General features: G+C 68.0%; 24 protein-coding genes, 3 tRNA genes and 1 pseudogene. 20 read left to right on the top strand and 8 right to left on the bottom strand.

The window, feature by feature from the left end; translation table 11 throughout:
- Positions 1-121: 121 nt before the first annotated feature.
- Positions 122-1,021: pseudogene (locus AB0898_RS24150) on the top strand (XRE family transcriptional regulator); the annotation flags it as partial.
- Here AB0898_RS24150 and AB0898_RS24145 read toward each other — a convergent pair.
- A complete protein-coding gene (locus AB0898_RS24145) occupies positions 1,005-1,793 on the bottom strand; it encodes a GntR family transcriptional regulator (protein WP_366805029.1) in 789 nt (262 codons plus the stop codon). The pseudogene AB0898_RS24150 and the gene AB0898_RS24145 overlap by 17 nt on opposite strands.
- A 259-nt stretch (positions 1,794-2,052) precedes the next feature.
- Here AB0898_RS24145 and AB0898_RS24140 point away from each other — a divergent pair, with 259 nt between their 5' ends.
- A complete protein-coding gene (locus AB0898_RS24140; RefSeq protein WP_366805028.1) occupies positions 2,053-2,877 on the top strand; it encodes a serine/threonine-protein kinase in 825 nt (274 codons plus the stop codon).
- Between the two features lie 1,350 nt (positions 2,878-4,227).
- Here AB0898_RS24140 and AB0898_RS24135 read toward each other — a convergent pair.
- Positions 4,228-5,019 (bottom strand): hypothetical protein, encoded by a 792-nt coding sequence (locus AB0898_RS24135; RefSeq protein ID WP_366805027.1) that lies wholly within the window; start codon positions 5,017-5,019, stop codon positions 4,228-4,230.
- A gap of 603 nt (positions 5,020-5,622) precedes the next feature.
- Here AB0898_RS24135 and AB0898_RS24130 point away from each other — a divergent pair.
- Positions 5,623-5,994 (top strand): hypothetical protein, encoded by a 372-nt coding sequence (locus AB0898_RS24130; protein WP_366805026.1) that lies wholly within the window; start codon positions 5,623-5,625, stop codon positions 5,992-5,994.
- 514 nt (positions 5,995-6,508) lie between these two features.
- On the opposite strand, the gene AB0898_RS24125 is transcribed toward AB0898_RS24130, so the two are convergent.
- The gene (locus AB0898_RS24125) at positions 6,509-7,033 is read right to left on the bottom strand and encodes a lamin tail domain-containing protein (RefSeq protein ID WP_407078394.1); all 525 of its coding nucleotides are present in this window, start codon (positions 7,031-7,033) and stop codon (positions 6,509-6,511) included.
- Positions 7,034-7,471: 438 nt separating this feature from the next.
- On the opposite strand from AB0898_RS24125, the gene AB0898_RS24120 reads away from it, so the two are divergent.
- Positions 7,472-7,684, top strand: a complete 213-nt coding sequence (locus tag AB0898_RS24120) for a hypothetical protein (protein ID WP_356096446.1) — start codon at positions 7,472-7,474, stop codon at positions 7,682-7,684.
- A gap of 28 nt (positions 7,685-7,712) precedes the next feature.
- On the opposite strand, the gene AB0898_RS24115 is transcribed toward AB0898_RS24120, so the two are convergent.
- On the bottom strand, positions 7,713-8,369 hold the full coding sequence (locus tag AB0898_RS24115) for an SDR family oxidoreductase (protein WP_366805024.1): 657 nt from the start codon (positions 8,367-8,369) through the stop codon (positions 7,713-7,715).
- Between the two features lie 88 nt (positions 8,370-8,457).
- Complete coding sequence (locus tag AB0898_RS24110) at positions 8,458-9,711, bottom strand: amidohydrolase family protein (RefSeq protein WP_366805023.1); 1,254 nt, start codon at positions 9,709-9,711, stop codon at positions 8,458-8,460.
- A 290-nt stretch (positions 9,712-10,001) separates the two neighbouring features.
- Between AB0898_RS24110 and AB0898_RS24105 the strand changes: the two genes are divergently transcribed.
- From AB0898_RS24105 to AB0898_RS24080, 6 genes are all read left to right on the top strand, one after another.
- Positions 10,002-10,074, top strand: a tRNA-Thr gene (locus AB0898_RS24105).
- A 46-nt stretch (positions 10,075-10,120) separates the two neighbouring features.
- Positions 10,121-10,193, top strand: a tRNA-Met gene (locus AB0898_RS24100).
- A gap of 86 nt (positions 10,194-10,279) precedes the next feature.
- Positions 10,280-10,444, top strand: coding sequence for a 50S ribosomal protein L33 (rpmG, locus tag AB0898_RS24095; protein WP_003948671.1), 165 nt, complete (start codon positions 10,280-10,282; stop codon positions 10,442-10,444).
- 124 nt (positions 10,445-10,568) lie between these two features.
- Positions 10,569-11,021: a MaoC family dehydratase N-terminal domain-containing protein gene (locus tag AB0898_RS24090; protein WP_366805022.1), complete on the top strand. Its 453-nt coding sequence runs from the start codon at positions 10,569-10,571 to the stop codon at positions 11,019-11,021.
- Between the two features lie 6 nt (positions 11,022-11,027).
- The gene (locus tag AB0898_RS24085) at positions 11,028-11,456 is read left to right on the top strand and encodes a MaoC family dehydratase (RefSeq protein WP_366805021.1); all 429 of its coding nucleotides are present in this window, start codon (positions 11,028-11,030) and stop codon (positions 11,454-11,456) included.
- 105 nt (positions 11,457-11,561) lie between these two features.
- Positions 11,562-12,617, top strand: a complete 1,056-nt coding sequence (locus AB0898_RS24080) for a UDP-N-acetylmuramate dehydrogenase (protein WP_366805020.1) — start codon at positions 11,562-11,564, stop codon at positions 12,615-12,617.
- A gap of 11 nt (positions 12,618-12,628) precedes the next feature.
- On the opposite strand, the gene AB0898_RS24075 is transcribed toward AB0898_RS24080, so the two are convergent.
- Complete coding sequence (locus AB0898_RS24075; RefSeq protein WP_366805019.1) at positions 12,629-13,261, bottom strand: NAD(P)H-binding protein; 633 nt, start codon at positions 13,259-13,261, stop codon at positions 12,629-12,631.
- A 117-nt stretch (positions 13,262-13,378) separates the two neighbouring features.
- Between AB0898_RS24075 and AB0898_RS24070 the strand changes: the two genes are divergently transcribed.
- The gene (locus AB0898_RS24070; protein ID WP_366805018.1) at positions 13,379-13,975 is read left to right on the top strand and encodes a helix-turn-helix domain-containing protein; all 597 of its coding nucleotides are present in this window, start codon (positions 13,379-13,381) and stop codon (positions 13,973-13,975) included.
- Positions 13,976-14,012: 37 nt separating this feature from the next.
- Here the strand turns inward: AB0898_RS24070 and AB0898_RS24065 are convergent, their stop codons facing one another.
- Positions 14,013-15,053 (bottom strand): adenosine deaminase, encoded by a 1,041-nt coding sequence (locus AB0898_RS24065; protein ID WP_366805017.1) that lies wholly within the window; start codon positions 15,051-15,053, stop codon positions 14,013-14,015.
- A gap of 122 nt (positions 15,054-15,175) precedes the next feature.
- The gene (locus tag AB0898_RS24060) at positions 15,176-16,402 is read right to left on the bottom strand and encodes a pyridoxal phosphate-dependent aminotransferase (RefSeq protein WP_366805016.1); all 1,227 of its coding nucleotides are present in this window, start codon (positions 16,400-16,402) and stop codon (positions 15,176-15,178) included.
- 260 nt (positions 16,403-16,662) lie between these two features.
- On the opposite strand from AB0898_RS24060, the gene AB0898_RS24055 reads away from it, so the two are divergent.
- From AB0898_RS24055 to rpoB, 9 genes are all read left to right on the top strand, one after another.
- A tRNA-Trp gene (locus tag AB0898_RS24055) sits at positions 16,663-16,735 on the top strand.
- A 107-nt stretch (positions 16,736-16,842) separates the two neighbouring features.
- The gene (gene secE / locus AB0898_RS24050; protein ID WP_366805015.1) at positions 16,843-17,121 is read left to right on the top strand and encodes a preprotein translocase subunit SecE; all 279 of its coding nucleotides are present in this window, start codon (positions 16,843-16,845) and stop codon (positions 17,119-17,121) included.
- Between the two features lie 80 nt (positions 17,122-17,201).
- Positions 17,202-18,056: a transcription termination/antitermination protein NusG gene (gene nusG, locus AB0898_RS24045; RefSeq protein WP_366805014.1), complete on the top strand. Its 855-nt coding sequence runs from the start codon at positions 17,202-17,204 to the stop codon at positions 18,054-18,056.
- Positions 18,057-18,234: 178 nt separating this feature from the next.
- A complete protein-coding gene (gene rplK / locus AB0898_RS24040) occupies positions 18,235-18,669 on the top strand; it encodes a 50S ribosomal protein L11 (RefSeq protein WP_018543896.1) in 435 nt (144 codons plus the stop codon).
- A 98-nt stretch (positions 18,670-18,767) separates the two neighbouring features.
- Positions 18,768-19,499, top strand: coding sequence for a 50S ribosomal protein L1 (rplA, locus tag AB0898_RS24035; RefSeq protein ID WP_366805013.1), 732 nt, complete (start codon positions 18,768-18,770; stop codon positions 19,497-19,499).
- A 157-nt stretch (positions 19,500-19,656) separates the two neighbouring features.
- Entirely contained in the window at positions 19,657-20,562 is a 906-nt protein-coding gene (locus tag AB0898_RS24030; protein WP_366805012.1) for a hypothetical protein, read from the top strand.
- A 335-nt stretch (positions 20,563-20,897) separates the two neighbouring features.
- A complete protein-coding gene (rplJ, locus tag AB0898_RS24025; protein ID WP_285561864.1) occupies positions 20,898-21,428 on the top strand; it encodes a 50S ribosomal protein L10 in 531 nt (176 codons plus the stop codon).
- 117 nt (positions 21,429-21,545) lie between these two features.
- Entirely contained in the window at positions 21,546-21,932 is a 387-nt protein-coding gene (gene rplL, locus AB0898_RS24020) for a 50S ribosomal protein L7/L12 (protein ID WP_366805011.1), read from the top strand.
- A 571-nt stretch (positions 21,933-22,503) separates the two neighbouring features.
- Positions 22,504-25,989: a DNA-directed RNA polymerase subunit beta gene (gene rpoB / locus AB0898_RS24015; protein ID WP_366805010.1), complete on the top strand. Its 3,486-nt coding sequence runs from the start codon at positions 22,504-22,506 to the stop codon at positions 25,987-25,989.
- Positions 25,990-26,014: the final 25 nt, after the last annotated feature.

Genomic DNA, 26,014 nt, shown 5'->3' with positions numbered 1-26,014 from the left:
GGCGACGGAGCTGACCCAGGCGTGTGGGGGGGGGGGGGGCCGCCCGGGGGGGGTGCAGGCGGGAGGCGCGGCCCCCCCCGCCCCCCCCCCCCCGGGCGGGCCGCGGGCGGGGGCGGCGCCCCCCGGGCCGGCGCCGACGACGGCCGACGGCTACGAGGAACTGCTCAGCCGAATTGACGCGGCAGGCAGCGTCGGTGAGTCCATGGTGAAGGCGTTCAACGACCAGACCGAGTTGCTCCGAACCATGGACCGGCAGCGGGGCGCGGCCGGTCTGGTGGACCAGATGGCGGGCCACCTCACCTCTCTGGAAGATGCGCTCAACTTCGCCGTGCTGCCGACCGCGCGTCGCCCCGTGGCGCTCGCACTCGCGGGCGCGTCGACCCTCGCAGCGTGGCAGGCAATCGACTCCGGAGCGGTCGAGCGGGCATGGCGTCACTACGAACTCGCGAAGCGGGCGGCGCGTGACGCTGAGGCGCCGATGTACCTGGCTCATGCAATGGCGGAACAGGCTTACGTGCTCTGCGAGGCGGGCCGACCGGCGCTCGGTGTCGACCTGGTGCGCGATGCGCAGCGGACCGTAGGGCGATCAGGTTCCGCCCGGCTCCATGCCTGGCTGTATGCCGCTGAGGCCGAACTGTGCGCTCACGCGGGCATGGCGGACGACTGTCGACGCGCGCTGGATGCCGCTATGGCAAGCATCCCGCCGGGTTCGGAGGACCGCGATCCGGACATGCTGAGCATCTTCCTGAATGACGCTCACCTCGCTCGATGGCGCGGCAACGTGCTTGCCCTGCTCGGCGATGGCGAGGCGGTCACGAGTCTGTACGGCGCGCTGGAGGGGATCGATGCGACCTTCGTGCGGGCCAGGGCCGGACTGCACGCCGACCTGGCGCAAGCACATCTCACGCGGGCCGAGTACGACGACGCTCACGGCCATCTGAGGCAAGCGCGGCTACTGGCGAGCCGCACCGGTTCGGTGCGGCAGCGCCGTCGCGTGGATTTGCTCAGTGCGCGGCTTTGACCCCGGCCGCCCGTCGGGTGGCGAGGATGTGCAGCAGAGCAACGAGGGTGCCGGACCCCATCAACTCGCCGCGGGCCATGAGACCCGGAATATCGGCTAGCGGAACCCACTCGACGTGACCCGCTTCTTCCAGGTCAGTTGGTTCACCAACCCTTTCCGCCCCGTGGCCGACGAAGATTTCGTGCGGCGAGTCGACCATGCCCACCATGGGTTGATAGGTCACGACGTGTTCGAGCGACTTCGGCCGCCACCCCGTCTCTTCGACGACTTCCCGAAGCGCCGTATCGGCCGCGTCCTCACCGGCGTCAACGATGCCGCCCGGGAGCTCCCAACCGAACTGTTGGGGAACGAAGCGGTACCGCCACATCATGAGCACGCGGTCTTGGTCGTCCAGGACGGCAGTCACGGCCACGTGGTGCAGCCTCACCACGTGGTGCTCGAACGGCTCCATGCCCGGCGGTTCCACATCCCAGAGCTGAAGCTTCACCCACTGGTTGTCGTACAGGTCCCGCTCACCGTGGATGCGCCACGGCTCCACGCCTTCCGGCCGCTGGACGCTCACCGCGCCGGGCACCCGGTACGAGCTGCGACCGCGTACCTCTAGTGCGCCTTCCGCAACGAGGCGGGCGAGTACCTGGCGCAGCGCCGTCCGGCCGATGCCAAGCTCTTCAACCAGCGCGCGTTCCGACGGGAGCTTTTCACCAGGGGCGTACGCGCCGTCCGCAAGCCGCTCACGAAGTGTCTCGTAGACCTTGGTCGTCTTAGGTCCCATCCGCGGAGCACTCTCCGTTCTGCTGTGGTGCGTACCAGACTACTAGTCGAGTCTCGCTCTCGGGGTGCACTGTCGATACAGATGAGGGCTGTACTAGTCACCTTATGCATAAGTTTGTGGGCTTATGGCTGACGTGGTGGTCGAAGATTCTTTGCAACCCCCTTGCGGGGCGCTGTCAAAGCTGGATGATTGTAGGGCGCCTACATGTTGCGTCCTGTCGTGATAAATCCCAATAGCTAAGCCGTGAAGCGAGACGTCATTGAGTCCTTCTGTTGCCGTTCCGCGTTTCAGTGCCGATGAAGTTTCCGACGCCGTAGGCGCGCCCGTGCAATTTCTGGGAAATGGCGCATTCGGGGATACATGGAAGGTCGGTAACGAGGCCGTGAAAGTCATCTGTGTGGATGACTATCCCAAAACGCGGCTTGAGCGAGAAGTCGAAGGACTCTCGCGAGTTAATTCACCTTACGTCGTGGCATTGCATGGGGTGGAAGAGCTGAAGCTTGGAGGCCAGCAGCGGCCGGCCCTGCGTTTCGAGTATATCGAGGGTGGGGATGCTGAGCAGCGGCTGGCAAGCGGCGGGCTGGTCTCCATGGGGTCCGTTCGCGGGTTCTTGCGAGGCGTGCTGCTTGGCGTGCAAGCCATCCACAAAGCGGCAACGATTCACCGGGACATCAAGCCCGCAAACATTGCATTGCGCGACGGACGATGGGAACGTCCCGTGCTGCTAGATCTGGGCCTGGCTAAGCAAATGGATGCGAGCACGATCACGGTTTATCCCGGACACATTGGCACTATGCCCTACATGGCGCCCGAACAACTTGAGGGGCGACGTGCACGCAAAGCAGCCGACTTGTGGGCGGTGGGAGTATCGGTCAGGCAGTTGATCTCTGGTCGACACCCTTTCTATTCTGAGCACGAGACATACACCATTGACGAGGCTTTCACTAAGCTTTCCGCTGGGCCCGAAGCTTTGCCGAATGATTGTCCCGACGATGTTAAGCAGGTGCTAGATAGGCTTACGGCCTTCGTTGAGCATGAGCGTGGAAGCAGCGCCAGTAACTTGGCGAGACTAGCGTCGCAGTAGGGGGGGAAATGACTCACGAAGAGCCGGAACCCATGCCTGATGAGGATTTGGATTGGCTGGGGGATGACGATAGCGTAACGCAGACAGTCAACGAAGAAAAACTGGAAGAAGAAGCCGCTGCTGCGTGGCTGGCTACCGAAGAGGCCTACATTCCCTTGGATGATGGGAATGGCTACTTGGCCGTAGGGGGAACTGATGCCGGGAGTGTCGTGTCTTCGCCGCCGGCTGGATGGCCTTCGGCTACCGAAGTGACGGCCCCAGCTATCGTTAGCCGCGAGGGCGCTCTATCCGGTGACCGCCCTATCTACCTTGTGCACCGCGGAGCCCGGCACGCAAACTTTTTGCCTGTAGTGATGGGCGACCTGCACCACAAAAAGGGTCGGCACCTGACCCTCGGAGCAATTGCCGGTCTATCTGCCGCTAAGCCCCAGAAGATCGCTTCGTTCTTCGACCAGACGTCCGTGGCGGCTCTTCGTATCGCTGACCCTCAGTGCTACCGCCTTGATGAACAAGTACTTCGGCTCCCTCCCAATCCGGTTGGCAAGCGAGCCCTGGAATACGCTCCGTATCTTAGCTCTGCCGATCAGTCTGGCTGGTTGGCTCAGGTGATTGACGCGCAGAGGGCAGTGGGGGCCAACTTGCTCCTGACCCCAGGGCGTGCGCTCAACCCGGACGACCCGCAGAAGTCTCTGGACGCAACGTTCCAGGAGGCGGACCGTACCTTGGCCTTGACGGAGCGGGGCGAGCGCGTAGCCCTCAACCTCACGCTTCCGTCTCGCTGGCTCGCTGCTGGGGCGCTTCGCAACCGACTTCTCGACGAGATTCTTGATCAAGATCAATTCGACGTGTTGTATGTGCGGGTTCAATGGGCGCAGACCAAAGCATTTGCTCCTACGGAGGATGCCGACCTGCTTATGGGCATTAGGCGACTCGCGAACCTCTGTCAGGATGAAGGAAGGGCGTTGCTGCTTCCTCAGACGGGACTGACGGGATGGTTCGCCCTTGCGCACGGCGCTGCTGGCTATGGACTCGGCGTTAGTGGCTCTGAGCAGTGTTTCGCCGAGCACGTATTTCGACGAGCCCGTCAAGGTCAGCAGCAAGCGCAAAGGTATTTCGAAAGTCAGATGCTCCACACGGTCGACAGCAGCTCTCACGACCTAGTGCAGTTGGCGCCTGGGTACATTGCCTGTGACTGCTCGTACTGTCCCAGCCTTTTCGACAGCCAGCCTTGGTCTCATGCTCTCTCTGCGCTCCACCATGTTTTCTCGATGGGTGCACTGACGGCGCGTGTCCACGAAGACTCGGCTAGGGGCGGCCGTCATGGGGCAATCCGGCGGGTTGTGGCTGCTGCTAGACGGTGGTCGAATGGGCTACCGCCCCTGGGGCCTGGTGACGTCCCGCGTCACCTGGGCGTCTGGGATCAGGCCCTGTAGTCGTTGTTAGATCGACGCCGAACACTAGCCCAATAGTGCCGCTCACCTCACCATTGCTATACAGGTGAGCGGCCCTTTCAGCGAGTAGTTCGCGGTAAACGTTGAGTGCACTTGAAGCTTTTTTAGCGCGAGGTGTTACAACGTGATCAATGCCGCTCTGTGGATGTAGAGTCGCCAAACCGATGCCTGCTCGCTTGAACCATTCCTTGTGGGCGGCGGCTCTTGATGAGTGGGTAGACGCGATCACGAGCCATGATTCGTCCGCGGAAGCCCGATGCCGCAGTGTTTGACTGAAACCGCTTCGCCAATCGTTGATTTTGACTTCCAGGGTCCCAATGTGTTTAGCGGGGCTTACGTACTTCGAAACGGCATGCCAGTGCCCGCGCGACTCTTTCTGGACGTGACCGTACTCCATGAGTCGCGGTAGAATATTTGACGAAATATACTTCGCGCTAAACGGTACTTGTTTCGAAAGTGAGGCTGCGCTTATTGTCTCGGCTTCCATTTCATTGAGAGCGCGCAGCACGCACATGTCTGCAAAATCTACAATGAAAGACTGCTGATGGGTGGTCCTGTGTTTGAGGATCGTCTTATCGAATTCAATGAACACAATATCGGGGATGCCGGCACTAGTTTGAACCTCGAAGAGTGTTTCGATACTCCGTCCCGGCAGTAAACGTGCGGACTGCTCGGAGATGAGTGAGAGCATGTCGGCTTCCCGTTGGAATTGCTTCCTCGACACATCGTTCTCCTAGGCTAGACTTCTCGCGCCAGTATACGGTTAGCTCGTGTTTTTTTCCATGGGTGCATGGCGAAAAATTGTCGAACTTTTAGTGCAAGATGCTTCGCAATAGGTGCTGCAATTTCTTTGATCTAACCGTCGGACCGCGACACGAAGATTGGCTCAGTCGTAATCGTCCGTACCTCTTGCCCGACCTGCGCGCGCTGGGCCGCACCGACCGGGGCTGGGGGTCAGTGAGGCTGGCCCCCTAGCGCCCACCGGCCTCGCCAACAAGAACGGCCACCCGCCACGGGGTGGGGGCGGGTGAGGTGCCGTTCCGGGTTGATGGCGACGGCTCTACGTCTCTCCCTCTGGAAGGGGGCCGACGTCGAGCACGCGTTGTGCTGGGGGCCAGCCGCCCACGACGCTGTGGGCTCGCAGAGCGGCGGTGCCCGACGAGCTTTGTCGACTGCGGGGTGTTTGACCTGCTGTCCGGCCTAGCCTCAGGTCATGACAAACGGCCATGACTTTATGCCCCAGCCTCCGCCCGCCGCCCCAGGTGTTCTCCGACTCCGCCTCGATCCTGCTGCCATGTTCGAGCAGGTCAAGATTCGAGCGACGCCCGGCCTTGCCCGTGAACTCCTGGCCGAGCTGGAAGCACAAGGGGCAGATGCCAGCTACGGAGCAGAGTTCGGGATCGAATCCGGGCAGCTGCTCATCGTTGCGCTGATGATGCGTGACAGCGGCGCCTGGATGACATTGCGGACTGCCATCGGGGCTGTCGCCAACCGCCACCAGGGCGCCCGGATCCGTGTCGAGCTCGGAGACCGCACAGTCGAGATTGAGGGCAAGAGCACGTCGGACATGGAGGCCCTGTTGCGACAGGCGCGCGAGTTGTTCGAAGCAGATGCCGAACGGTGGCGACAGAGTCGCAGCAGCGGCAACGGGGAAGACGAGGAGTAAGCCGGCACCCTCTGACGGCAACAGGTGCGGACGTACATGGACCCGCGTGAGCGGTCGTGCACTTCGCCCCTTCGGGAGCTGCCTTGCGGGACAGCTCCCGAAGCACCAAGACAGAACCTGTAGGGCTGTGGCTCGCCCGCCCATTGACACGGTTTCCCCCAGGCGTCCCCCGGCAGTGCAAGCTGCTAGGGAAGACGCAGGTCGCGGCGCGCCGGCGGAGCCCGCTGTAAATCTGCCGGCTCAGCCTTCCCAGGTTCGAATCCTGGCGCCGCCACACGGGAACGAAGGGCCCGTGACCTGCTATCGCAGCAGGTCACGGGCCCTTCGTCATGCCCCGAGCCGGTCGGGCTCAAGGGCTCAAGGGCTCAAGGGCCCAAGACTCAGGCGCCGCCGCCCTTGCGGACACCCCGTCCGAACGCCGAGCGGCGCGGCAGCCCTCCGAGGGTTGCCGCGCCGCCTGGGGTGGAGCGGGTGGAGCGAGAGGAACGGTCAGACGGCGTCCGGAGCCGTCGCGTCAGCGGCGGTGGTCGCGGCCGTGACCGCGGTCGTCGTCACGGTGGCCACGGCCCGGGCCGCGGTCGTCGCCACGGCCGCCGCGGCCGCCCCACGACGCGTCGTCGACGAGGCGACGGCGGTCGTCGCGCAGCGTCGCGGTGTCGCGGTTGTTGTCCCAGACGTAGTTGCGACGGTCCAGGTAGACGTCACGGAAGGTGTCACGGCCGACGCCCGTGTGGACGCGGACGGTCGAGTGGCCGCCGAGGCTGAAGTGACGGAAGGTGTACGTGACACCGCGCCGGCTCTCCGTCAGCGTCCACCCGTCGAGGTTGACGCGGCTGCGGGAGTTGTTGGTGAGCTCGACCCACTCGTTGTTCAGCGAGCGGTTGGAGCCGTTGTCGAAGCCGGGGGAGTCGTACTGCACACGGCTGATCTGCACGTCCGCCCGGTGCGGACGGGCGTCCGCGGCGGAGGCCGGCAGGGCCACCGAACCGACCAGAGCACCGGCCGCGATGGCGACGGCGGCCAGGCGGCGAGCGGTCACGGAAGCTGAAGCAGTCACAGGTTCTCCTGCATGGTGCGGGCACATCCGCGTACGGAGGCCGTACGCGGGTCGTGCGGTGTGCGGATGGCGACCAACTGGCCGCGCATCCACACCTTGTCCGGGATGCGGACGTGATGTGGGGAAAACGTGAATCGTGTTACCGATCGAGCATGTATCTGTGACTCTTACCTGTAACGTCCATTCATAGGAAAAATGCACCGAGTTGACCGCTTTGCAGCGTCGGAACCCTTGTGATCACTGGGCTCGGGTCGTCTTCCGCCACACCACGCCACCCCGGCCGCCGAAGGACCGTCACCCGAAAGTGAGTAACAGAGGCGCGTGACACAACGGGGCTCGCCGGGACGCCCCACGCGCCCCTGGCGGCCCTTCACCGGCCCTGACCGGTGCGTCCGCCCCCGCCCGGGGCAGACTGACGGCATGTCCTCCCGTCGCAGAACCTGTCCCGTGTGCCGCCGCGAGATCGCCGTCGTCGCGGGCCGCTTCGCCCGGCACGACCCGCCCGGCGCACGCGAACACGGCGAACTCGTCTCCTGCTCCGGCTCCCGCAGCCAGGCCCACATCGGCGCCGCCCAGCCCACGTTGGACGGCTACGCGGTGCCCGAGTTCCCCGGACAGCTGCCCCTCTTCTGAGACCCGGGGGCCCCTCGGCGGGCCGGCCTCAGCCGCCCGCCACCGCCTTCACCGCCACCGCCACCGGCGTGGAGCCCGCGATCAGCTCCAGCGTCAGCCCCGCCGTCGCCGAGGACTCCACCAACTCCGCCAGCACGGCCGCCACATCGTCCCGCGGCACCGGCCCGCGCCCGGTGTGCGCCGCGAGGTTCACCAGGCCGGTTCCGGGCTCGTCCGTCAGTGAACCGGGGCGCAGGACCGTCCAGTCGAGGGCCTCCTGCCGGGTGACGTACGCGTCCGCCGCGCCCTTGGCCCGCAGGTAGACATCGAACACCTCGTCACCGGCGTGGGCCGGATCCGCGCCCATGGAGGAGACGACCAGGAACCGCCGTACGCCCGCGCGCACCGCCGCGTCCGCGAACAGCACCGCCGCGCCCCTGTCCACCGTCTCCTTGCGGGCCGTCCCGCTGCCCGGACCGGCGCCGGCGGCGAACACCGCCGCGTCCGCGCCGCGCAGACACGCCGCGACCTCCTCCAGGGACGCCGACTCCAGGTCGAGCACGACCGGTTCGGCACCGGCCGCCCGCAGGTCTTCGGCCTGTCCCGGGTCGCGGATGATCCCCGCCACCTCGTCCCCGCGCGCGGCGAGCAGACGCTCCAGCCGCAACGCGATCTGTCCATGCCCTCCAGCGATGACGATGCGCATGTCTTCGACCGTACGCCCGGCAAACGCCATCCGCCGAACGGGTGGACACCCGGCCTCCGAAGCGCTCCGGGACCCTGGCGGCCGCCCCTCACGACAGCTTCCCCCGCCCCTGCCGGGGCAGCCCCAACTCCTCCGCCGCCGCCGAGTTGCAGTACTCCCGCACCGCGCTCGTACGGGCCACCACGCGCCCCCGGTGCACCACGATCCGGGTGTAGGCGAGGGACAGCGCGCCCGGCAGCCGGTCGCCGCGCACCGCGAGGAGTTCGGCGGGGAAGCCCGCCTCCACACGCACCTCGGGCAGCCCCAGCGCGGCGCGCGCCGAGGCGCTGACCGTGTCGTACGCGTCCTCGGGGTTCAGCCCGTGCGCGGAGGCGAGGAGATAGGCCGCCTCCAGGGGGTCGCCCCGGCCGACGGGGTTGGCCACGTCCCGCAGCGCGCCGCTGCCCGCCGCCACCCGCACCCCGGCCGCGCGCAGCAGCCGTACCGGAGCCGTGCCCCGGATGTCCGCGGCGCCGCAGACGCCCTGGGGCAGGCAGATCACCGTCACCCCGGCCGCCGCGAGCTGGTCCGCCGCGCGGCGGGCGACCTGGGCGGGCAGCCGGGCGAGCCCCGCGCACGGGCCGATCGTCACACCGGCGCGCAGCCCGCCCGCCATGGCCGCGAGCCGGGCGAGGCGGGCCGGGTCGGCGGCGTCGGTGTGCAGGTCCACCGGGGCGCCGTGCTCGGCGGCCAGCTCCAGGACCGCCGCCGTGTACCCCGTGGGGTCGGGGTCCACGTCCGGGCAGCCGCCCACCACCGAGGCGCCCATCTTCACCGCGTCCCGCAGCAGCGCGAGCCCGTCGGCCCCGGCCGTCCCGGTCAGCAGCCGGGGCATCGCCACCGCCGTCAGCTCCGCGAGCCCGCGCAGTGAGCGCCGGGCCTGCAGGACCGCCTCCAGCGCGCCGAGCCCGCGCTCCTCGCCGACCCGGACGTGCGCGCGGGCCGCCGTCGCCCCGTGCCCGAGCTGGAGCAGCGCGGCCTCGGTGGCCCGGCGCTGGACGTCCTCGGGGGCGTACGACACCGGGCCCGGCTGCTCGGCGCTCAGCGCGGTGTCGCCGTGGGCGTGCGGTTCGGCGGGGGCGGGCAGCAGCAGATAGCCGCCGAGGTCCACGCGGGAGACGGTGCCCGGGGGTCCGGGCGCCAGGCTGCCGGCCGTGCCGACCGCCTCGATACGCCCGTCCGCCACCCGTACGTCGACGGTCCGGCCGTCGGTCAGCCGCGCCCCGCACAGCAGGAGCGCGGCCGGGTCGGAGCGGCCCGGGGGCCCCGGCGGGTTCGGCGGCTGCGGCGGGCTGTCGGGCATCGGACTCCAGGCGACGGTACGGACGTGCGGGCCGCCGGAAGGCGTGGGGGAGGCGGCTCAAGATCACGCTGAGTAGTCCCGAGCCTAGGGTCGCCGCCCGCGCGGGCCGTGGAGGCCGCATTAGTCGTACCGGCGTGGTCACCCCAGGTCAGCCGCCTGCCGGGGCCCCGGGCCGGCCCGGTGGCGGCCTGGTGCCAGAGGGGCGCGAGGGCCGTGAGGGGTGCCCGGGACGGGCGGCCGGATACGGATTTGGGCGAACGGCGGCGGACCGTGTAATGTCTTCCTCGCTCGCCCCAATAGCTCAGTCGGCAGAGCGTCTCCATGGTAAGGAGAAGGTCTACGGTTCGATTCCGTATTGGGGCTCTGGTGTGAGAAGTTCCCGTCGCAAGGCGGGAACGGATCTCATCAAAGCGGTGTAGCTCAGTCGGTAGAGCAAGCGGCTCATAATCGCTGTGTCACCGGTTCAAGTCCGGTCACCGCTACACACGGTAGCCGATTGCGGGGTCGGTCCTTCGATCGGCTACTCTTTCTTGCGTTAAACCCATCCGTTCGTCCTAGGAGCACTCACGTGGCTGCCACCGACGTCCGCCCGAAGATCACGCTGGCCTGCGTGGAGTGCAAGGAGCGGAACTACATCACCAAGAAGAACCGGCGTAACAACCCGGACCGACTGGAGATGAAGAAGCACTGCCCGCGTTGCAATGCGCACACCGCGCACCGCGAAACGCGATAATTCAGGCTCGTACATGAGGCCGCCCCCAGACACACGGGGGGCGGCCTCATGTCGTTTTATCTCACGTGTCGCACTACCCGGACACGCGAGCCGATGCCGCAGCTAGACCAGGAGGTTCCGGGCCATGGCGCTCGACCAGTCCTTCGTGGGGCGTACGTACCCGCCCACCGCGCCGTACGAGGTGGGCCGCGAGAAGATCCGCGAATTCGCGGAGGCCGTCGGTGACGCCAACCCGGCGTACACCGACCCGGAAGCCGCCCGGGCGTTCGGTCACCCCGATGTGATCGCCCCGCCGACCTTCGTGTTCTCCATCACCTTCCGCGCCGCCGGACAGGTCGTCCAGGATCCCCAGCTCGGTCTCGACTACAGCCGCGTCGTGCACGGCGACCAGAAGTTCGCCTACCGCCGCCCGGTGCGCGCCGGTGACCGGCTCACCGTCACCTCCACCATCGAGGGCATCAAGTCCCTCGCGGGCAACGACATCCTCGACATCCGGGGCGAGGTGCACGACGAGGCCGGCGAGCACGTCGTGACCGCCTGGACCAAGCTGGTGGCCCGCGCGGCCGAGGAGGGCTGAGCACCGATGACGGCGAAGATCGCCTACGACGACGTCGAGGTCGGCACCGAGCTGCCCGCCCAGACCTTCCCCGTGGACCGCGCCGCCCTCGTGCGCTACGCGGGCGCCTCCGGGGACTTCAACCCCATCCACTGGAACGAGCGGTTCGCCAAGGAGGTGGGCCTGCCGGACGTCATCGCGCACGGCATGTTCACCATGGCCGAGGCCGTCCGCGTGGTCACCGACTGGACCGGCGACCCGGGCGCGGTCGTGGAGTACGGCGTCCGCTTCACCAAGCCGGTCGTCGTGCCCGACGACGACAAGGGCGCGGAGATCCACGTCTCCGCCAAGGTCGCGGCCAAGCTGGACGACAACACCGTCCGCGTGGACCTCGTGGCCACCAGCGGCGGCCAGAAGGTCCTGGGCATGTCCCGGGCGGTCGTCCGGCTGGCCTGACGGCCACCAAGGCCCGCACGAGCACGGTCCGCGTGAGCGGTGAGTAAGGGGCGTCCGCCATGGCGGTCGCCCCTTACCGCTGACCCGGTCTCGTAGTCTGTGCCCGTGCACGTACTCCACGACGCCCCCCTCGCCCCGCTGACCACCTTCCGTCTGGGCGGCCCCGCCACCCGGCTGGTCACCGCCGTCACCGACGCCGAGGTGATCGACGCCGTACGGGAGGCCGACGACAACGGCACCCCGCTGCTCGTCATCGGCGGCGGCTCCAACCTGGTCATCGGCGACAAGGGCTTCGACGGCACCGCCCTGCGCATCGCCACGCGCGGCCTGGAGCTGCGCGGCACCACCCTGGAGGTGGCCGCGGGCGAGGTCTGGAGCGACGCCGTCGCCCGCACCGTCGAGGCCGGGCTCGCCGGGATCGAGTGCCTGGCCGGCATCCCCGGCTCGGCGGGCGCCACCCCCATCCAGAACGTGGGCGCCTACGGCCAGGAGGTCTCCGCCACCATCACCGAGGTCGTCGCCTACGACCGCCGGGCGGGGGAGACGGTCGTGCTGAGCGGTGAGGAGTGCGGCTTCTCCTACCGCCACAGCCGCTTCAAGGCCGACCCCGAGCGGTACGTCGTCCTGCGCGTCCGCTTCGGCCTGGAGGACGCGGACGGGCTGTCCGCGCCGGTCAAGTACGCCGAGACGGCCCGCGCGCTCGGTGTCGGGGTCGGCGACCGGGTGCCGCTGGCCGAGGCCCGCGCCACCGTGCTGAGGCTGCGCGCCGGAAAGGGCATGGTGCTCGACCCCGAGGACCACGACACCTGGTCCGCCGGGTCCTTCTTCACCAACCCGATCCTCACCGAGGAGGAGTTCGCCGCGTTCCACGCGCGCGTGCGGGAGCGTCTCGGCGACGACGTCGAGCCGCCCGCCTACCCGGCGGGGGAGGGGCACCGCAAGACCTCGGCGGCCTGGCTCATCGACAGGGCGGGCTTCACCAAGGGCTACGGCACCGGCCCCGCCCGCATCTCCACCAAGCACACCCTCGCCCTCACCAACCGCGGCGAGGCCACCACCGAGGACCTGCTGGCGCTGGCCCGCGAGGTCGTCGCCGGCGTCCGCGAGGCCTTCGGGGTGACGCTGGTCAACGAGCCGGTGACGGTGGGCGTCAGCCTCTGACGGGCCCGGGGTCAGTACGCGACCCCGACACCCTGCTTGACCGTCGCCGGATCGTCGATCATGGACAGCATCGCGTGCGCCACGTCCGCGCGCCCGATGAAGCGGCCGCCGTGCGGGAAACCGCCGATCACCATGCGGTAGCGGCCGGTGAGCGGCTTGTCCAGCAGCTTCGGGGGCCGTACGGCCGTCCAGTCGGTACTGCTCGCCGCCAGCTCGGCCTCCGTCTCGCGCAGGTCGGCGTAGATGTCCTTGAAGACCGCCGACACCACCCGCCGCATCCCCCGGTCCAGGGCGCCCTCCCGTTCCGGGGCGGGACCGATCGGGGCGGCGGTCACCACGAGCAGGCGGCGCACCTCCGCCGCCTCCATGGCGCCCAGGACCGTACGCGTCAGCGGGGCGGCCACCCCGGCGTCCTTGCGCGTGCGCGCGCCGAGCCCCGACAGCACCGCGTCCCGGCCCGCGACGGCGGAGCGCAGCGCTCCGGGGTCGGACAGGCCGGCGCGGACCACGTCGAGCCTCTCGCCGGTGGCGGTCAGCCGGGCCGGGTCACGGACCACCGCCGTGACCTCGTGCCCGGCCTCCAGGGCCTGTCGGACGATCTCGCCACCGATACCGCCGGTGGCACCGAAAACGGTGAGCTTCATGGTGACTTTCCTTCCTCGGGCATACCTCGGACCACGGGTGGGTGAGCATTCACTCACCCCCGTCCCTTCTAGAGTGGGTAAACACTCACCTGTTCGTCAAGAAGATTGGGACGACCCATGCAGACAAGGCCGGCCCGCGTCCGCATCCTCGACGCCGCCCACGAGCTGATGCTCACCGTCGGCCTCGCCCGCGCCACCACCAAGGAGATCGCCAAGGCGGCCGGCTGCTCCGAGGCGGCCCTCTACAAGTACTTCGACAGCAAGGAGGACCTGTTCGTCCAGGTCCTCCACGAGCGGCTGCCCGGACTCAACCCGCTGCTCTCCGGCCTCACGGCCGCGCCGGGGCAGGGCACCCTGGAGCAGAACCTCACCGGCATCGCCCGCGAAGCCGCCCTCTTCTACGAGCAGAGCTTCCCGATCGCCGCGTCCCTTTATGCCGAGCAGCAGCTCAAACGCCGCCACGACGACGCGCTGCGCACCCTCGGCTCCGGCCCCCACGTGCCCATCGAGGGCCTGGACGCCTATCTGCGGGCCGAGCAGGACCTCGGCCGCGTCCGCCCCGACGCCGACACCTACGCCGCCGCCCTGCTCCTGCTCGGCGCCTGTATCCAGCGGGCCTTCGCCTACGACGCGAGCCCCGACGGCACCCGGCCGCCCGTGGACGACTTCGCGGCCCGCATGGCCCGTACGGTGCTGACCGGCATCGCCGCCTGAGCCCCGCAGTCCCGCAGTCCCGCACCCCCGCGGCGCCTCAGGCCACCGGCCGCGTCAGCCAGTCGTCCACGCCCGCGAGCAGCTCTTCCTTCTTCTCCTTCGGCGCCGCCGAGCCGCGCACCGACTGACGGGCCAGCTCGGCCAGCTCCGCGTCCGTGAAGGCGTGGTGGTGGCGGGCGATCTCGTACTGGGCGGCCAGGCGCGAGCCGAAGAGGAGCGGGTCGTCGGCGCCGAGGGCGAGGGGGACGCCCGCCTCGAACAGGGTGCGCAGCGGGACGTCCTCCGGCTTCTCGTAGACCCCGAGCGCGACGTTTGAGGTCGGGCAGACCTCGCAGGTGATGCCCCGGTCCGCCAGCCGCTTCAGCAGGCGCGGGTCCTCCGCCGCGCGCACACCGTGCCCGATCCGGGAGGCGTCCAGGTCGTCCAGGCAGTCCCGCACCGAGGCCGGCCCCGTCAGCTCGCCGCCGTGCGGAGCCGCCAGCAGGCCGCCCTCGCGGGCGATGTGGAAGGCCCGGTCGAAGTCGCGGGCCATGCCCCGCCGCTCGTCGTTGGAGAGCCCGAAGCCCACCACGCCCCGGTCCGCGTACCGCACCGCGAGGCGGGCCAGGGTGCGCGCGTCCAGCGGGTGCTTCATGCGGTTCGCGGCCACCAGTACGCGCATCCCGAGCCCGGTGTCGCGGGAGGTGGTCTCCACCGCGTCCAGGATGACTTCCAGAGCCGGGATCAGACCGCCGAGCCGGGGCGCGTACGAGGTCGGGTCCACCTGGATCTCCAGCCAGCCCGAGCCGTCCTTCAGGTCCTCCTCGGCGGCCTCCCTGACCAGCCGCTGGATGTCCTCCGGCTCGCGCAGGCACGAGCGCGCCGCGTCGTACAGCCGCTGGAAGCGGAACCAGCCGCGCTCGTCCGTGGCCCGCAGTCTCGGCGGCTCCCCGCTGGTCAGCGCCTCCGTCAGCGCGTCCGGCAGGCGCACGCCGTACTTGTCGGCCAGCTCAAGGACGGTTTCCGGCCGCATCGACCCGGTGAAGTGCAGATGAAGATGGGCCTTCGGCAGCTCAGAGACATCACGTACACGCTCCATCCCCAGATCCTGCCGCACCCGTGCGTCACACCGGTAGCCGGTTCCCCTTTAGTGGGCTTGCTCGCACACAGAAGCGGGCGCGACCTCATGGAAAAGGTCGCGCCCGCTGCGGAAGAAAGACGTCAGTCCCGTGCCTCCGCCAGCAGCTTCTGCAGCCGGCTCACACCCTCGATCAGGTCCTCGTCGCCGAGCGCGTACGACAGCCGCAGATAGCCCGGCGTGCCGAACGCCTCGCCCGGCACCACCGCGACCTCGGCCTCGTCCAGGATCAGCGCGGCCAGCTCGGCGGTGTCCTTCGGGCGCTGCCCCCGGATCTCCTTGCCGAGCAGGGCCTTGACCGACGGGTAGACGTAGAACGCGCCCTCGGGCTCCGGGCAGACCACGCCGTCGATCTCGTTGAGCATCCGCACGATCGTCCTGCGGCGCCGGTCGAAGGCCTCGCGCATCTTCGCGACGGCCTCCAGGTCACCGGAGACGGCGGCGAGCGCGGCCGCCTGGGCCACGTTGGAGACGTTGGACGTGGCGTGCGACTGGAGGTTCGTCGCGGCCTTGATCACGTCCTTCGGGCCGATCACCCAGCCCACCCGCCAGCCGGTCATGGCGTACGTCTTGGCGACACCGTTGACCACGACGCACTTGTCGCGCAGCTCGGGCAGGATCGCCGGCAGCGAGGTGAACGTCGCGTCGCCGTAGACCAGGTGCTCGTAGATCTCGTCGGTGAGCACCCACAGGCCGTGCTCGACGGCCCAGCGGCCGATCGCCTCGGCCTCGGCCTCGGAGTACACCGCGCCGGTGGGGTTGGACGGGGAGACGAAGAGGACGACCTTGGTCTTCTCCGTGCGCGCCGCCTCCAGCTGCTCGACGGTGACGCGGTAGCCCGTCGTCTCGTCGGCCACGACCTCCACCGGGACACCGCCCGCGAGACGGATCGACTCCGGGTACGTCGTCCAGTACGGCGCCGGGACGATGACCTCGTCGCCCGGGTCGAGGATCGCGGCGAACGCCTCGTAGATGGCCTGCTTGCCGCCGTTGGTGACGAGGATCTGGGACGCGTCCACCTCGTAGCCGGAGTCGCGCAGCGTCTTCGCGGCGATCGCGGCCTTCAGCTCGGGCAGGCCGCCCGCCGGGGTGTAGCGGTGGAATCGGGGGTCCCGGCACGCCTCTACGGCGGCCTCGACGATGTAGTCCGGGGTCGGGAAGTCCGGCTCACCGGCGCCGAAGCCGATCACCGGACGTCCGGCGGCCTTGAGGGCCTTGGCCTTGGCGTCCACGGCGAGGGTGGCGGACTCGGAGATCGCGCCGACTCGGGCGGAGACCCGGCGCTCGGTGGGAGGGTTTGCAGCGCTCATGGGGCCCATCGTTCCAGACCGGAAACGCCCCGGGCACACGGGTTTCACAGACTGAACGGCATCCGGCCGGTGGGGGAACCGCTGTCCGAATCCGGGCCCCCGCCAGGACGATCACCGCCGCGCGGTACCCGGGCAGGCACTTTCTGTTCGACGCCGGGCCCCGGACCACGTACACTCTCACCTCGTTGGCCTCCAGCGGCCTCGCACAGCCGGTGTACAACGGGCACTCGGCCGGATGCGGTACGTTGGGGAGCACACAAAGGGTCGTAGCTCAATTGGTAGAGCACCGGTCTCCAAAACCGGCGGTTGGGGGTTCAAGTCCCTCCGGCCCTGCTACACACACCGCCAGGATGTGTGCGCATGTACGTACTGCAATGCACCGCCGTGCGGCTCAGGAACCGGGCGCGGCACGGCCACGACCCGGGATCAGGTGAGGACGCATGACGGACGCCGTGGGCTCCATCGATACGCCTGATGCTCAGGACGAGCTGCAGAAGAAGCCCCGCAAGGGCGGCAAGCGCGCCAAGAAGGGCCCGCTGAAGCGCCTCGCGACCTTCTACCGTCAGATCATCGCGGAACTCCGCAAAGTCGTCTGGCCGACGCGCAACCAGCTGACGTCGTACACCACTGTGGTGATCGTCTTCGTTGCCGTCATGATCGGCCTGGTGACCGTGATTGACTATGGGCTCAACCACGCGGCCAAGTACGTCTTCGGCTGAGCCAAGAGCGAAGGGCGCCGTGGTACCGGCGCCTTTTTTCGCATGTTCCACCCCTATGTATCCAGGAAGAAGCAGCCATCGTGTCTGACCCGAACCTGAACGACGCCACCGAGCCGGACGAGACGGTCGACGACGAGCTCGACATCGTCGAGGGCGCGGACGAGCGGGACGAGTTCGAGGCTGCCGAGGAAGAGGCGGGCGAGCCGGCCGAGGAGGCCGCCGTGCACGCCGAGGATGACGCCGAGGCGGTCGTGGAGGTCGCCGAGGACGTCGAGGACGTCGTCGAGGCCGAGGAAGAGACCGAGCCCGTCGAGCCCGTCGACCCGGTCGTCGCGCTCCGCGAGGAGCTGCGCACCCTCCCCGGCGAGTGGTACGTCATCCACACCTACGCCGGTTACGAGAACCGCGTGAAGACCAACCTGGAGCAGCGCGCCGTCTCGCTGAACGTCGAGGACTACATCTTCCAGGCCGAGGTGCCGCAGGAAGAGGTCGTCCAGATCAAGAACGGCGACCGCAAGACGATCAAGCAGAACAAGCTGCCGGGTTACGTCCTGGTCCGCATGGACCTGACGAACGAGTCCTGGGGCGTCGTCCGCAACACCCCCGGCGTCACCGGCTTCGTCGGCAACGCCTACGACCCCTACCCGCTGACCCTGGACGAGATCGTCAAGATGCTCGCCCCGGAGGCCGAGGAGAAGGCCGCCCGCGAGGCCGCCGAGGCCGAGGGCAAGCCCGCTCCGCAGCGCAAGGTCGAGGTCCAGGTGCTGGACTTCGAGGTCGGCGACTCGGTCACCGTCACCGACGGCCCCTTCGCCACCCTCCAGGCCACCATCAACGAGATCAACGCCGACTCGAAGAAGGTCAAGGGCCTCGTCGAGATCTTCGGCCGCGAGACCCCGGTCGAGCTGAGCTTCGACCAGATCCAGAAGAACTAGCACTCGCCGGTTCCCGCTGGGCACACGCTTCCGGGCAGGTCAGACGAGCTCTCGCAGCACGTCTGACCTGCTCGGTTTTTAGCCGCGCATCTATACCCGTTATCGTTGTGCGGTATGCCTGCATCCGGGTGGTTCCCCGGACGCGGGCAGGACCCGAATCGAAAGGACCCGGAGAGCTATGCCTCCCAAGAAGAAGAAGGTCACGGGGCTTATCAAGCTCCAGATCAACGCCGGTGCGGCGAACCCGGCCCCGCCGGTCGGCCCCGCGCTCGGTCAGCACGGCGTCAACATCATGGAGTTCTGCAAGGCCTACAACGCCGCGACCGAGTCGCAGCGTGGCTGGGTCATCCCGGTGGAGATCACGGTCTACGAGGACCGTTCCTTCACCTTCGTGACCAAGACTCCGCCGGCCGCCAAGATGATCCTCAAGGCCGCGGGTGTCGAGAAGGGCTCCGGCGAGCCGCACAAGACCAAGGTCGCCAAGATCACCGAGGCGCAGGTCCGCGAGATCGCCACGACCAAGATGCCCGACCTGAACGCCAACGACCTGGACGCCGCGTCGAAGATCATCGCCGGCACCGCCCGTTCCATGGGCATCACGGTCGAGGGCTGAACACCCCCTTCGCAGTCATGCGGCCGTAGCCGGTCGCACGTGGCAGGGCCTGCTCGGCCCGTACCACGACTCCTTTCCCAGAACACACAGGAGCAGTTGTGAGCAAGCGCAGCAAGGCTCTCCGCGCTGCGGACGCCAAGATCGACCGGGAGAAGCTGTACGCCCCGCTCGAGGCCGTCCGTCTCGCCAAGGAGACCTCCACGACCAAGTTCGACGGCACCGTCGAGGTCGCCTTCCGTCTGGGTGTCGACCCGCGCAAGGCCGACCAGATGGTCCGTGGCACCGTGAACCTTCCGCACGGCACCGGTAAGACCGCCCGGGTCCTGGTCTTCGCGACCGGCGACCGTGCCGAGGCCGCGCGTGCCGCGGGCGCCGACATCGTCGGCTCCGACGAGCTCATCGACGAGATCTCCAAGGGCAACCGCCTGAACGAGTTCGACGCCGTCGTCGCCACCCCGGACCTCATGGGCAAGGTCGGCCGCCTCGGCCGCGTCCTCGGCCCGCGTGGTCTGATGCCGAACCCGAAGACCGGCACCGTGACCCCGGACGTGGCCAAGGCCGTGACCGAGATCAAGGGCGGCAAGATCGAGTTCCGCGTCGACAAGCACTCGAACCTGCACTTCATCATCGGCAAGACGTCGTTCGACGACACCAAGCTGGTGGAGAACTACGGCGCGGCCCTGGAGGAGATCCTCCGTCTGAAGCCGTCCGCCGCCAAGGGTCGCTACATCAAGAAGGCCGCCGTCAGCACCACGATGGGCCCCGGCATTCAGCTCGACCCGAACCGCACCCGTAACCTCCTCGTCGAGGAGGACCCGGCCGCCGTCTGAGCCCCCGGCTCATGAGGCAGCCGCGTCGGTGACGCGTCAGCAGGGCGGACCCCGCAACCTCACGGTTGCGGGGTCCGTCCCTTTTCACGTGACGCGCTGTCGGTGCCGCGCGCTACGGTGCGGAGCACTGACACACACGCAAGGGGTGGGGAATCACATGCAGAGCACGACCGTCCGCCGTACGGCCCTCGCGGCCGCCCTCGTCGCCGCACTGTCCGGGGTGGCCGCCTGCGGCTCCCAGGAGGCGCGCAAGGACGGCAAGGCGGCCGGCGGCGCCGCGGCGGTCAGCCCGCTCGCCGCGCTGCGCTCCGCGAGCCTGTCGACCGACCGGGCGGAGTCCGTGAAGGTGCGCTCCACCATGAGCCTGGGCAAGCTCATGGAGACGTCGGCCACGGGCTCGCTGGCCTGGGGGAAGGACGGCCAGCGCGGAGTGATGACCACCACCTACACCGGCGGTGAGCTGGCGGAACTCATGCGCAAGGCCGACTCGGCCACCATCGAGGCCCGGTATCTCCCGGACGCCTTCTACTCGAAGGCGAGCGACGCGTTCGCCAAGCAGACCGGCGGCCGGCACTGGATCAGGTACGGCTACGCGGATCTCGCCAAGACGGGCGGCAGCGGCTCCACCGCCTACGCCCAGGACCAGGCGCGCCGCAGCTCCCCGAACCAGTCGGTGAAGCTGCTGCTCGCCTCCGGGGAGGTGAAGAAGGCCGGCACGGAGACGGTGGACGGGGTCTCCGCCACGCACTACTCCGGCACCGTGGACGTCGCCTCCCTCGTCGCCCGCAGCGGCGGACTCACCGCCACGCAGCTGTCCGACGTCAAGAGCCAGCTGCACCAGGCGGGCATCACCACCGAGACCGTGGACCTCTGGCTGGACGGCCGGAACCTGCTGGTCAAGATGGAGGAGCGGGCCAAGACGGCGAACGGCGCGCTGGTCAACACCGTGCACTACAGCGACTACGGCGTGAAGGTCGCCGTCCAGGCGCCCCCGGCGGACGAGACCAAGGACTTCAAGGACCTGCTGAAGTCCGTGAAGGCGGGCGGCGGCATCGCCTCCTGAGCGTTCCCGAGCCGCTCCCGAAGGGTTCCCGAGCCGCTCCCGAGGGGTCCGGAGGGCACCGATTTGCTCGACGGTGCCCCGGTCCCGTACTCTCTCGGAGAAGCCAAAGACCGCTGGTCGTTGCCGTGCGCTGTAATGAGCGCCCGGTGGCCGAAGGACCTACTGAAAAGTGGGCGACCCGCGCAGGTGACTGTGGAAGAACTCCCGGAGCAGACGCGCTCACGCGTGTGCGGCCGGTCGAGTCCGCCCCGTGCGCCTGCGCCGGGGCGTTTCGTTTTACAAGTCCTCCTTCGGGTCCGCGCGGTCAGAATCACCCGGAAGGAGGCCGAGGCTCTATGGCGAGGCCCGACAAGGCTGCCGCGGTTGCCGAGCTGACGGACAAGTTCCGCAGCTCCAACGCCGCCGTGCTGACCGAGTACCGCGGTCTCACCGTGGCGCAGCTCAAGACGCTGCGCCGGTCGCTCGGTGAGAACGCCCAGTACGCCGTGGTGAAGAACACGCTGACCAAGATTGCGGCCAACGAGGCCGGGATCACGCTGGACGACCAGCTCTTCGCTGGTCCGACGGCTGTCGCCTTCGTCACCGGAGACCCGGTGGAGTCGGCGAAGGGTCTTCGTGACTTCGCCAAGGACAACCCGAATCTCGTCATCAAGGGCGGTGTCCTTGATGGCAAGGCGATGTCCGCCGACGAGATCAAGAAGCTTGCGGACCTCGAGTCCCGCGAGGTTCTGCTCAGCAAGCTGGCCGGTGCCTTCAAGGGCAAGCAGTCCCAGGCTGCTTCGCTCTTCCAGGCGCTGCCGTCGAAGCTCGTCCGCACCGTGGACGCCCTTCGCGCCAAGCAGGCCGAGCAGGGCGGTGCCGAGTAATTCGGCTCGCTTTCTGATCCTGGCCGCCTGAGGCGGCAAGGGTCGCAGCGGGCCGTAAGTACGCCCGCCTCACCCAGTACATCCGGCACCTGCCGAATTAGTGGAAGGACCGCCATCATGGCGAAGCTCACCCAGGAAGACCTGCTCGCGCAGTTCGAGGAGATGACCCTCATCGAGCTCTCCGAGTTCGTGAAGGCCTTCGAGGAGAAGTTCGACGTCACCGCCGCCGCTGCCGCGCCGGTCGTCGTCGCTGGTGGTGCCGCCGGCGGCGCCGCCGAGGCCGTCGAGGAGAAGGACGAGTTCGACGTCATCCTCACCGGCGCCGGCGACAAGAAGATCCAGGTCATCAAGGTCGTGCGTGAGCTGACCTCCCTGGGTCTGAAGGAGGCCAAGGACCTCGTCGACGGCACCCCGAAGCCGGTCCTCGAGAAGGTCAACAAGGAGGCCGCTGACAAGGCCGCCGAGGCCCTCAAGGGCGCCGGTGCCTCCGTCGAGGTCAAGTAAGACCTCACGGGGTTCAGCGAACCTCACAGCGCGCTGATTGCGGCCCGAGAGGGTCTGTAACGCGAACGCACCGAAGAGCGATCATCCATCCGGGTGGTCGCTCTTCGGCGTGTCCGGAGGGGGACCACGGTTGCCTTGCACTCGTGGTGGCGAGGGGTATGGTGATCATCGTCGTGTCTCCGGACGGCCGGGTTCCGGCTGGGGGGCCTTGACGAACCGCACGCAGCGCGCAATTCTCAGGACGCGTCGTCACAACGATCCGAATCCGAGGCATGGATCGACGGCGAAGAGGGCAGTATCACCGTGCGTTGAGGGCAACATGCCGAGGGCGTCGAAGACGAGGGCGTTGAGAAAGACGAAGGGTCTCCGAAACCCGCACTGGACATCAGTGTGCCAAGTGGCTACACTGACCCTTTGCGCTGCCTGTTAGCTGTCCCCTGCCCGTCACCAGGGGTCTGCCCTCACCCGAGCACTGACGGCCGAACTTCCCTGACCTGGGGTTTTCCGTCTTCGCGCTGGGAGAGGGGCCGGTACGCGCGTAGTGAGTCCGAGCCCTCGGAAGGACCCCCTCTTGGCCGCCTCGCGCACTGCCTCGACCGCGAATACGAACAACGGCGCCAGCACCGCCCCGCTGCGCATCTCCTTTGCAAAGATCAAGGAGCCCCTCGAGGTTCCGAACCTTCTCGCGCTCCAGACCGAGAGCTTCGACTGGCTGCTCGGCAACGACGCCTGGAAGGCTCGCGTCGAGAAGGCTCTCGAGAACGGTCAGGACGTCCCCACCAAGTCCGGTCTGGAGGAGATCTTCGAGGAGATCTCCCCGATTGAGGACTTCTCCGGGTCGATGTCGCTGACGTTCCGCGACCACCGCTTCGAGCCGCCGAAGAACTCCATCGACGAGTGCAAGGACCGCGACTTCACGTACGCCGCCCCGCTCTTCGTCACGGCTGAGTTCACCAACAACGAGACCGGCGAAATCAAGTCCCAGACGGTCTTCATGGGCGACTTCCCGCTCATGACGAACAAGGGCACCTTCGTCATCAACGGCACCGAGCGTGTCGTGGTGTCGCAGCTGGTCCGTTCCCCCGGTGTCTACTTCGACTCCTCCATCGACAAGACGTCCGACAAGGACATCTACTCCGCCAAGATCATCCCGTCCCGGGGTGCCTGGCTGGAGATGGAGATCGACAAGCGCGACATGGTCGGTGTCCGCATCGACCGCAAGCGCAAGCAGTCGGTCACCGTCCTGCTCAAGGCGCTCGGCTGGACCACCGAGCAGATCCTCGAGGAGTTCGGCGAGTACGAGTCGATGCGCGCCACCCTGGAGAAGGACCACACCCAGGGCCAGGACGACGCGCTGCTCGACATCTACCGCAAGCTGCGTCCGGGCGAGCCGCCCACGCGCGAGGCCGCGCAGACGCTGCTGGAGAACCTGTACTTCAACCCCAAGCGCTACGACCTGGCCAAGGTCGGCCGCTACAAGGTCAACAAGAAGCTGGGCGCGGACGCTCCGCTCGACGCGGGCATCCTGACCGTCGAGGACATCATCTCGACGATCAAGTACCTGGTGAAGCTGCACGCCGGCGAGACGGAGACGGTCGGCGACAGCGGCCAGTCGATCGTCGTCGAGACCGACGACATCGACCACTTCGGCAACCGTCGTCTGCGCAGCGTCGGCGAGCTCATCCAGAACCAGGTCCGCACGGGTCTGGCTCGTATGGAGCGCGTCGTGCGTGAGCGCATGACCACCCAGGACGTCGAGGCGATCACGCCGCAGACCCTGATCAACATCCGGCCGGTCGTCGCCTCCATCAAGGAGTTCTTCGGCACCAGCCAGCTGTCGCAGTTCATGGACCAGAACAACCCGCTGTCGGGTCTCACCCACAAGCGCCGTCTGTCGGCTCTTGGCCCGGGTGGTCTCTCCCGTGAGCGGGCCGGCTTCGAGGTCCGTGACGTGCACCCCTCGCACTACGGCCGCATGTGCCCGATCGAGACGCCCGAAGGCCCGAACATCGGTCTGATCGGCTCGCTCGCCTCCTACGGCCGGGTCAACGCGTTCGGTTTCGTCGAGACGCCGTACCGCAAGGTCGTCGACGGTCAGGTCACCGACGAGGTGGACTACCTGACGGCCGACGAAGAGGACCGATTCGTCATCGCGCAGGCCAACGCCACGCTCAGCGACGACATGCGGTTCGAGGAGTCCCGCGTCCTGGTCCGCCGTCGTGGCGGCGAGGTCGACTACGTCCCCGGTGACGAGGTCGACTACATGGACGTCTCGCCGCGCCAGATGGTGTCGGTCGCGACCGCCATGATTCCGTTCCTCGAGCACGACGACGCCAACCGTGCCCTCATGGGCGCGAACATGATGCGCCAGGCCGTGCCGCTCATCAAGAGCGAGGCCCCGCTCGTCGGCACCGGCATGGAGTACCGCTCCGCCGTCGACGCCGGCGACGTGGTCAAGGCCGAGAAGGCGGGTGTGGTCCAGGAGGTCTCCGCGGACTACGTCACCACCGCCAACGACGACGGCACGTACATCACGTACCGCCTGCACAAGTTCTCGCGCTCCAACCAGGGCACCTCGGTCAACCAGAAGGTCATCGTCAACGAGGGCGACCGGATCATCGAGGGCCAGGTCCTGGCCGACGGTCCGGCCACCGAGAACGGCGAGATGGCCCTGGGCAAGAACCTGCTCGTGGCGTTCATGCCGTGGGAGGGTCACAACTACGAGGACGCGATCATCCTGTCGCAGCGCCTCGTGCAGGACGACGTCCTCTCCTCGATCCACATCGAGGAGCACGAGGTCGACGCCCGTGACACCAAGCTCGGCCCCGAGGAGATCACCCGGGACATCCCGAACGTCTCCGAGGAGGTCCTCGCCGACCTCGACGAGCGCGGCATCATCCGCATCGGCGCCGAGGTCACCGCGGGCGACATCCTCGTCGGCAAGGTCACGCCCAAGGGCGAGACCGAGCTGACGCCGGAGGAGCGTCTGCTCCGCGCGATCTTCGGTGAGAAGGCCCGTGAGGTCCGTGACACCTCCCTGAAGGTGCCGCACGGCGAGACGGGCAAGATCATCGGTGTCCGCGTCTTCGACCGCGAAGAGGGCGACGAGCTGCCGCCGGGCGTGAACCAGCTGGTCCGCGTCTACGTCGCGCAGAAGCGCAAGATCACCGACGGTGACAAGCTCGCCGGCCGGCACGGCAACAAGGGTGTCATCTCCAAGATCAACCCGATTGAGGACATGCCGTTCCTCGAGGACGGCACCCCGGTCGACATCATCCTCAACCCGCTGGGTGTCCCGTCCCGAATGAACCCGGGACAGGTCCTGGAGATCCACCTCGGCTGGCTCGCCAGCCGCGGCTGGGACGTCTCCGGCCTCGCGGAGGAGTGGGCCCAGCGTCTGCAGGCCATCGGCGCCGACCAGGTCGAGCCCGGCACCAACGTCGCCACCCCGGTCTTCGACGGTGCCCGTGAGGACGAGCTGGCCGGTCTGCTGCAGCACACCATCCCGAACCGCGACGGCGAGCGCATGGTGCTCCCGACCGGCAAGGCGCAGCTGTTCGACGGCCGCAGCGGTGAGCCGTTCCCGGACCCGATCTCGGTCGGGTACATGTACATCCTCAAGCTGCACCACCTGGTCGACGACAAGCTGCACGCGCGTTCGACCGGTCCGTACTCGATGATCACCCAGCAGCCGCTGGGTGGTAAGGCTCAGTTCGGTGGCCAGCGCTTCGGTGAGATGGAGGTGTGGGCGCTCGAGGCGTACGGCGCCGCCTACGCCCTCCAGGAACTGCTGACCATCAAGTCCGACGACGTCACCGGCCGCGTGAAGGTCTACGAGGCCATCGTCAAGGGCGAGAACATCCCCGAGCCCGGCATCCCCGAGTCCTTCAAGGTGCTCATCAAGGAGATGCAGTCCCTGTGCCTCAACGTGGAGGTGCTGTCCTCGGACGGCATGTCCATCGAGATGCGCGACACCGACGAGGACGTCTTCCGCGCTGCGGAGGAGCTCGGTATCGACCTGTCCCGGCGCGAGCCGAGCAGCGTCGAAGAGGTCTGACGGGAGTCCGGTACGGGGGCTCGGT

The organism is Streptomyces sp. NPDC005435, assembly GCF_040703155.1.
Classification (GTDB): Bacteria; Actinomycetota; Actinomycetes; order Streptomycetales; family Streptomycetaceae; genus Streptomyces.
Note: the sequence above shows the minus strand (reverse complement) of the source record. Positions and strands in the feature narration are given on the sequence as shown.

Excerpts from the sequence above, each read along its gene's own strand:
- AB0898_RS24145 (WP_366805029.1), bottom strand. The coding sequence starts at position 1,793 with ATGGGACCTAAGACGACCAAGGTCTACGAGACACTTCGTGAGCGGCTT.
- AB0898_RS24135 (WP_366805027.1), bottom strand. The coding sequence starts at position 5,019 with ATGCTCTCACTCATCTCCGAGCAGTCCGCACGTTTACTGCCGGGACGG.
- AB0898_RS24130 (WP_366805026.1), top strand. The coding sequence starts at position 5,623 with ATGTTCGAGCAGGTCAAGATTCGAGCGACGCCCGGCCTTGCCCGTGAA.
- AB0898_RS24120 (WP_356096446.1), top strand. The coding sequence starts at position 7,472 with ATGTCCTCCCGTCGCAGAACCTGTCCCGTGTGCCGCCGCGAGATCGCC.
- AB0898_RS24115 (WP_366805024.1), bottom strand. The coding sequence starts at position 8,369 with ATGCGCATCGTCATCGCTGGAGGGCATGGACAGATCGCGTTGCGGCTG.
- AB0898_RS24110 (WP_366805023.1), bottom strand. The coding sequence starts at position 9,711 with ATGCCCGACAGCCCGCCGCAGCCGCCGAACCCGCCGGGGCCCCCGGGC.
- AB0898_RS24090 (WP_366805022.1), top strand. The coding sequence starts at position 10,569 with ATGGCGCTCGACCAGTCCTTCGTGGGGCGTACGTACCCGCCCACCGCG.
- AB0898_RS24085 (WP_366805021.1), top strand. The coding sequence starts at position 11,028 with ATGACGGCGAAGATCGCCTACGACGACGTCGAGGTCGGCACCGAGCTG.
- AB0898_RS24075 (WP_366805019.1), bottom strand. The coding sequence starts at position 13,261 with ATGAAGCTCACCGTTTTCGGTGCCACCGGCGGTATCGGTGGCGAGATC.
- AB0898_RS24070 (WP_366805018.1), top strand. The coding sequence starts at position 13,379 with ATGCAGACAAGGCCGGCCCGCGTCCGCATCCTCGACGCCGCCCACGAG.
- AB0898_RS24065 (WP_366805017.1), bottom strand. The coding sequence starts at position 15,053 with ATGGAGCGTGTACGTGATGTCTCTGAGCTGCCGAAGGCCCATCTTCAT.
- AB0898_RS24060 (WP_366805016.1), bottom strand. The coding sequence starts at position 16,402 with ATGAGCGCTGCAAACCCTCCCACCGAGCGCCGGGTCTCCGCCCGAGTC.
- secE (WP_366805015.1), top strand. The coding sequence starts at position 16,843 with ATGACGGACGCCGTGGGCTCCATCGATACGCCTGATGCTCAGGACGAG.
- rplK (WP_018543896.1), top strand. The coding sequence starts at position 18,235 with ATGCCTCCCAAGAAGAAGAAGGTCACGGGGCTTATCAAGCTCCAGATC.
- AB0898_RS24030 (WP_366805012.1), top strand. The coding sequence starts at position 19,657 with ATGCAGAGCACGACCGTCCGCCGTACGGCCCTCGCGGCCGCCCTCGTC.
- rplJ (WP_285561864.1), top strand. The coding sequence starts at position 20,898 with ATGGCGAGGCCCGACAAGGCTGCCGCGGTTGCCGAGCTGACGGACAAG.
- rplL (WP_366805011.1), top strand. The coding sequence starts at position 21,546 with ATGGCGAAGCTCACCCAGGAAGACCTGCTCGCGCAGTTCGAGGAGATG.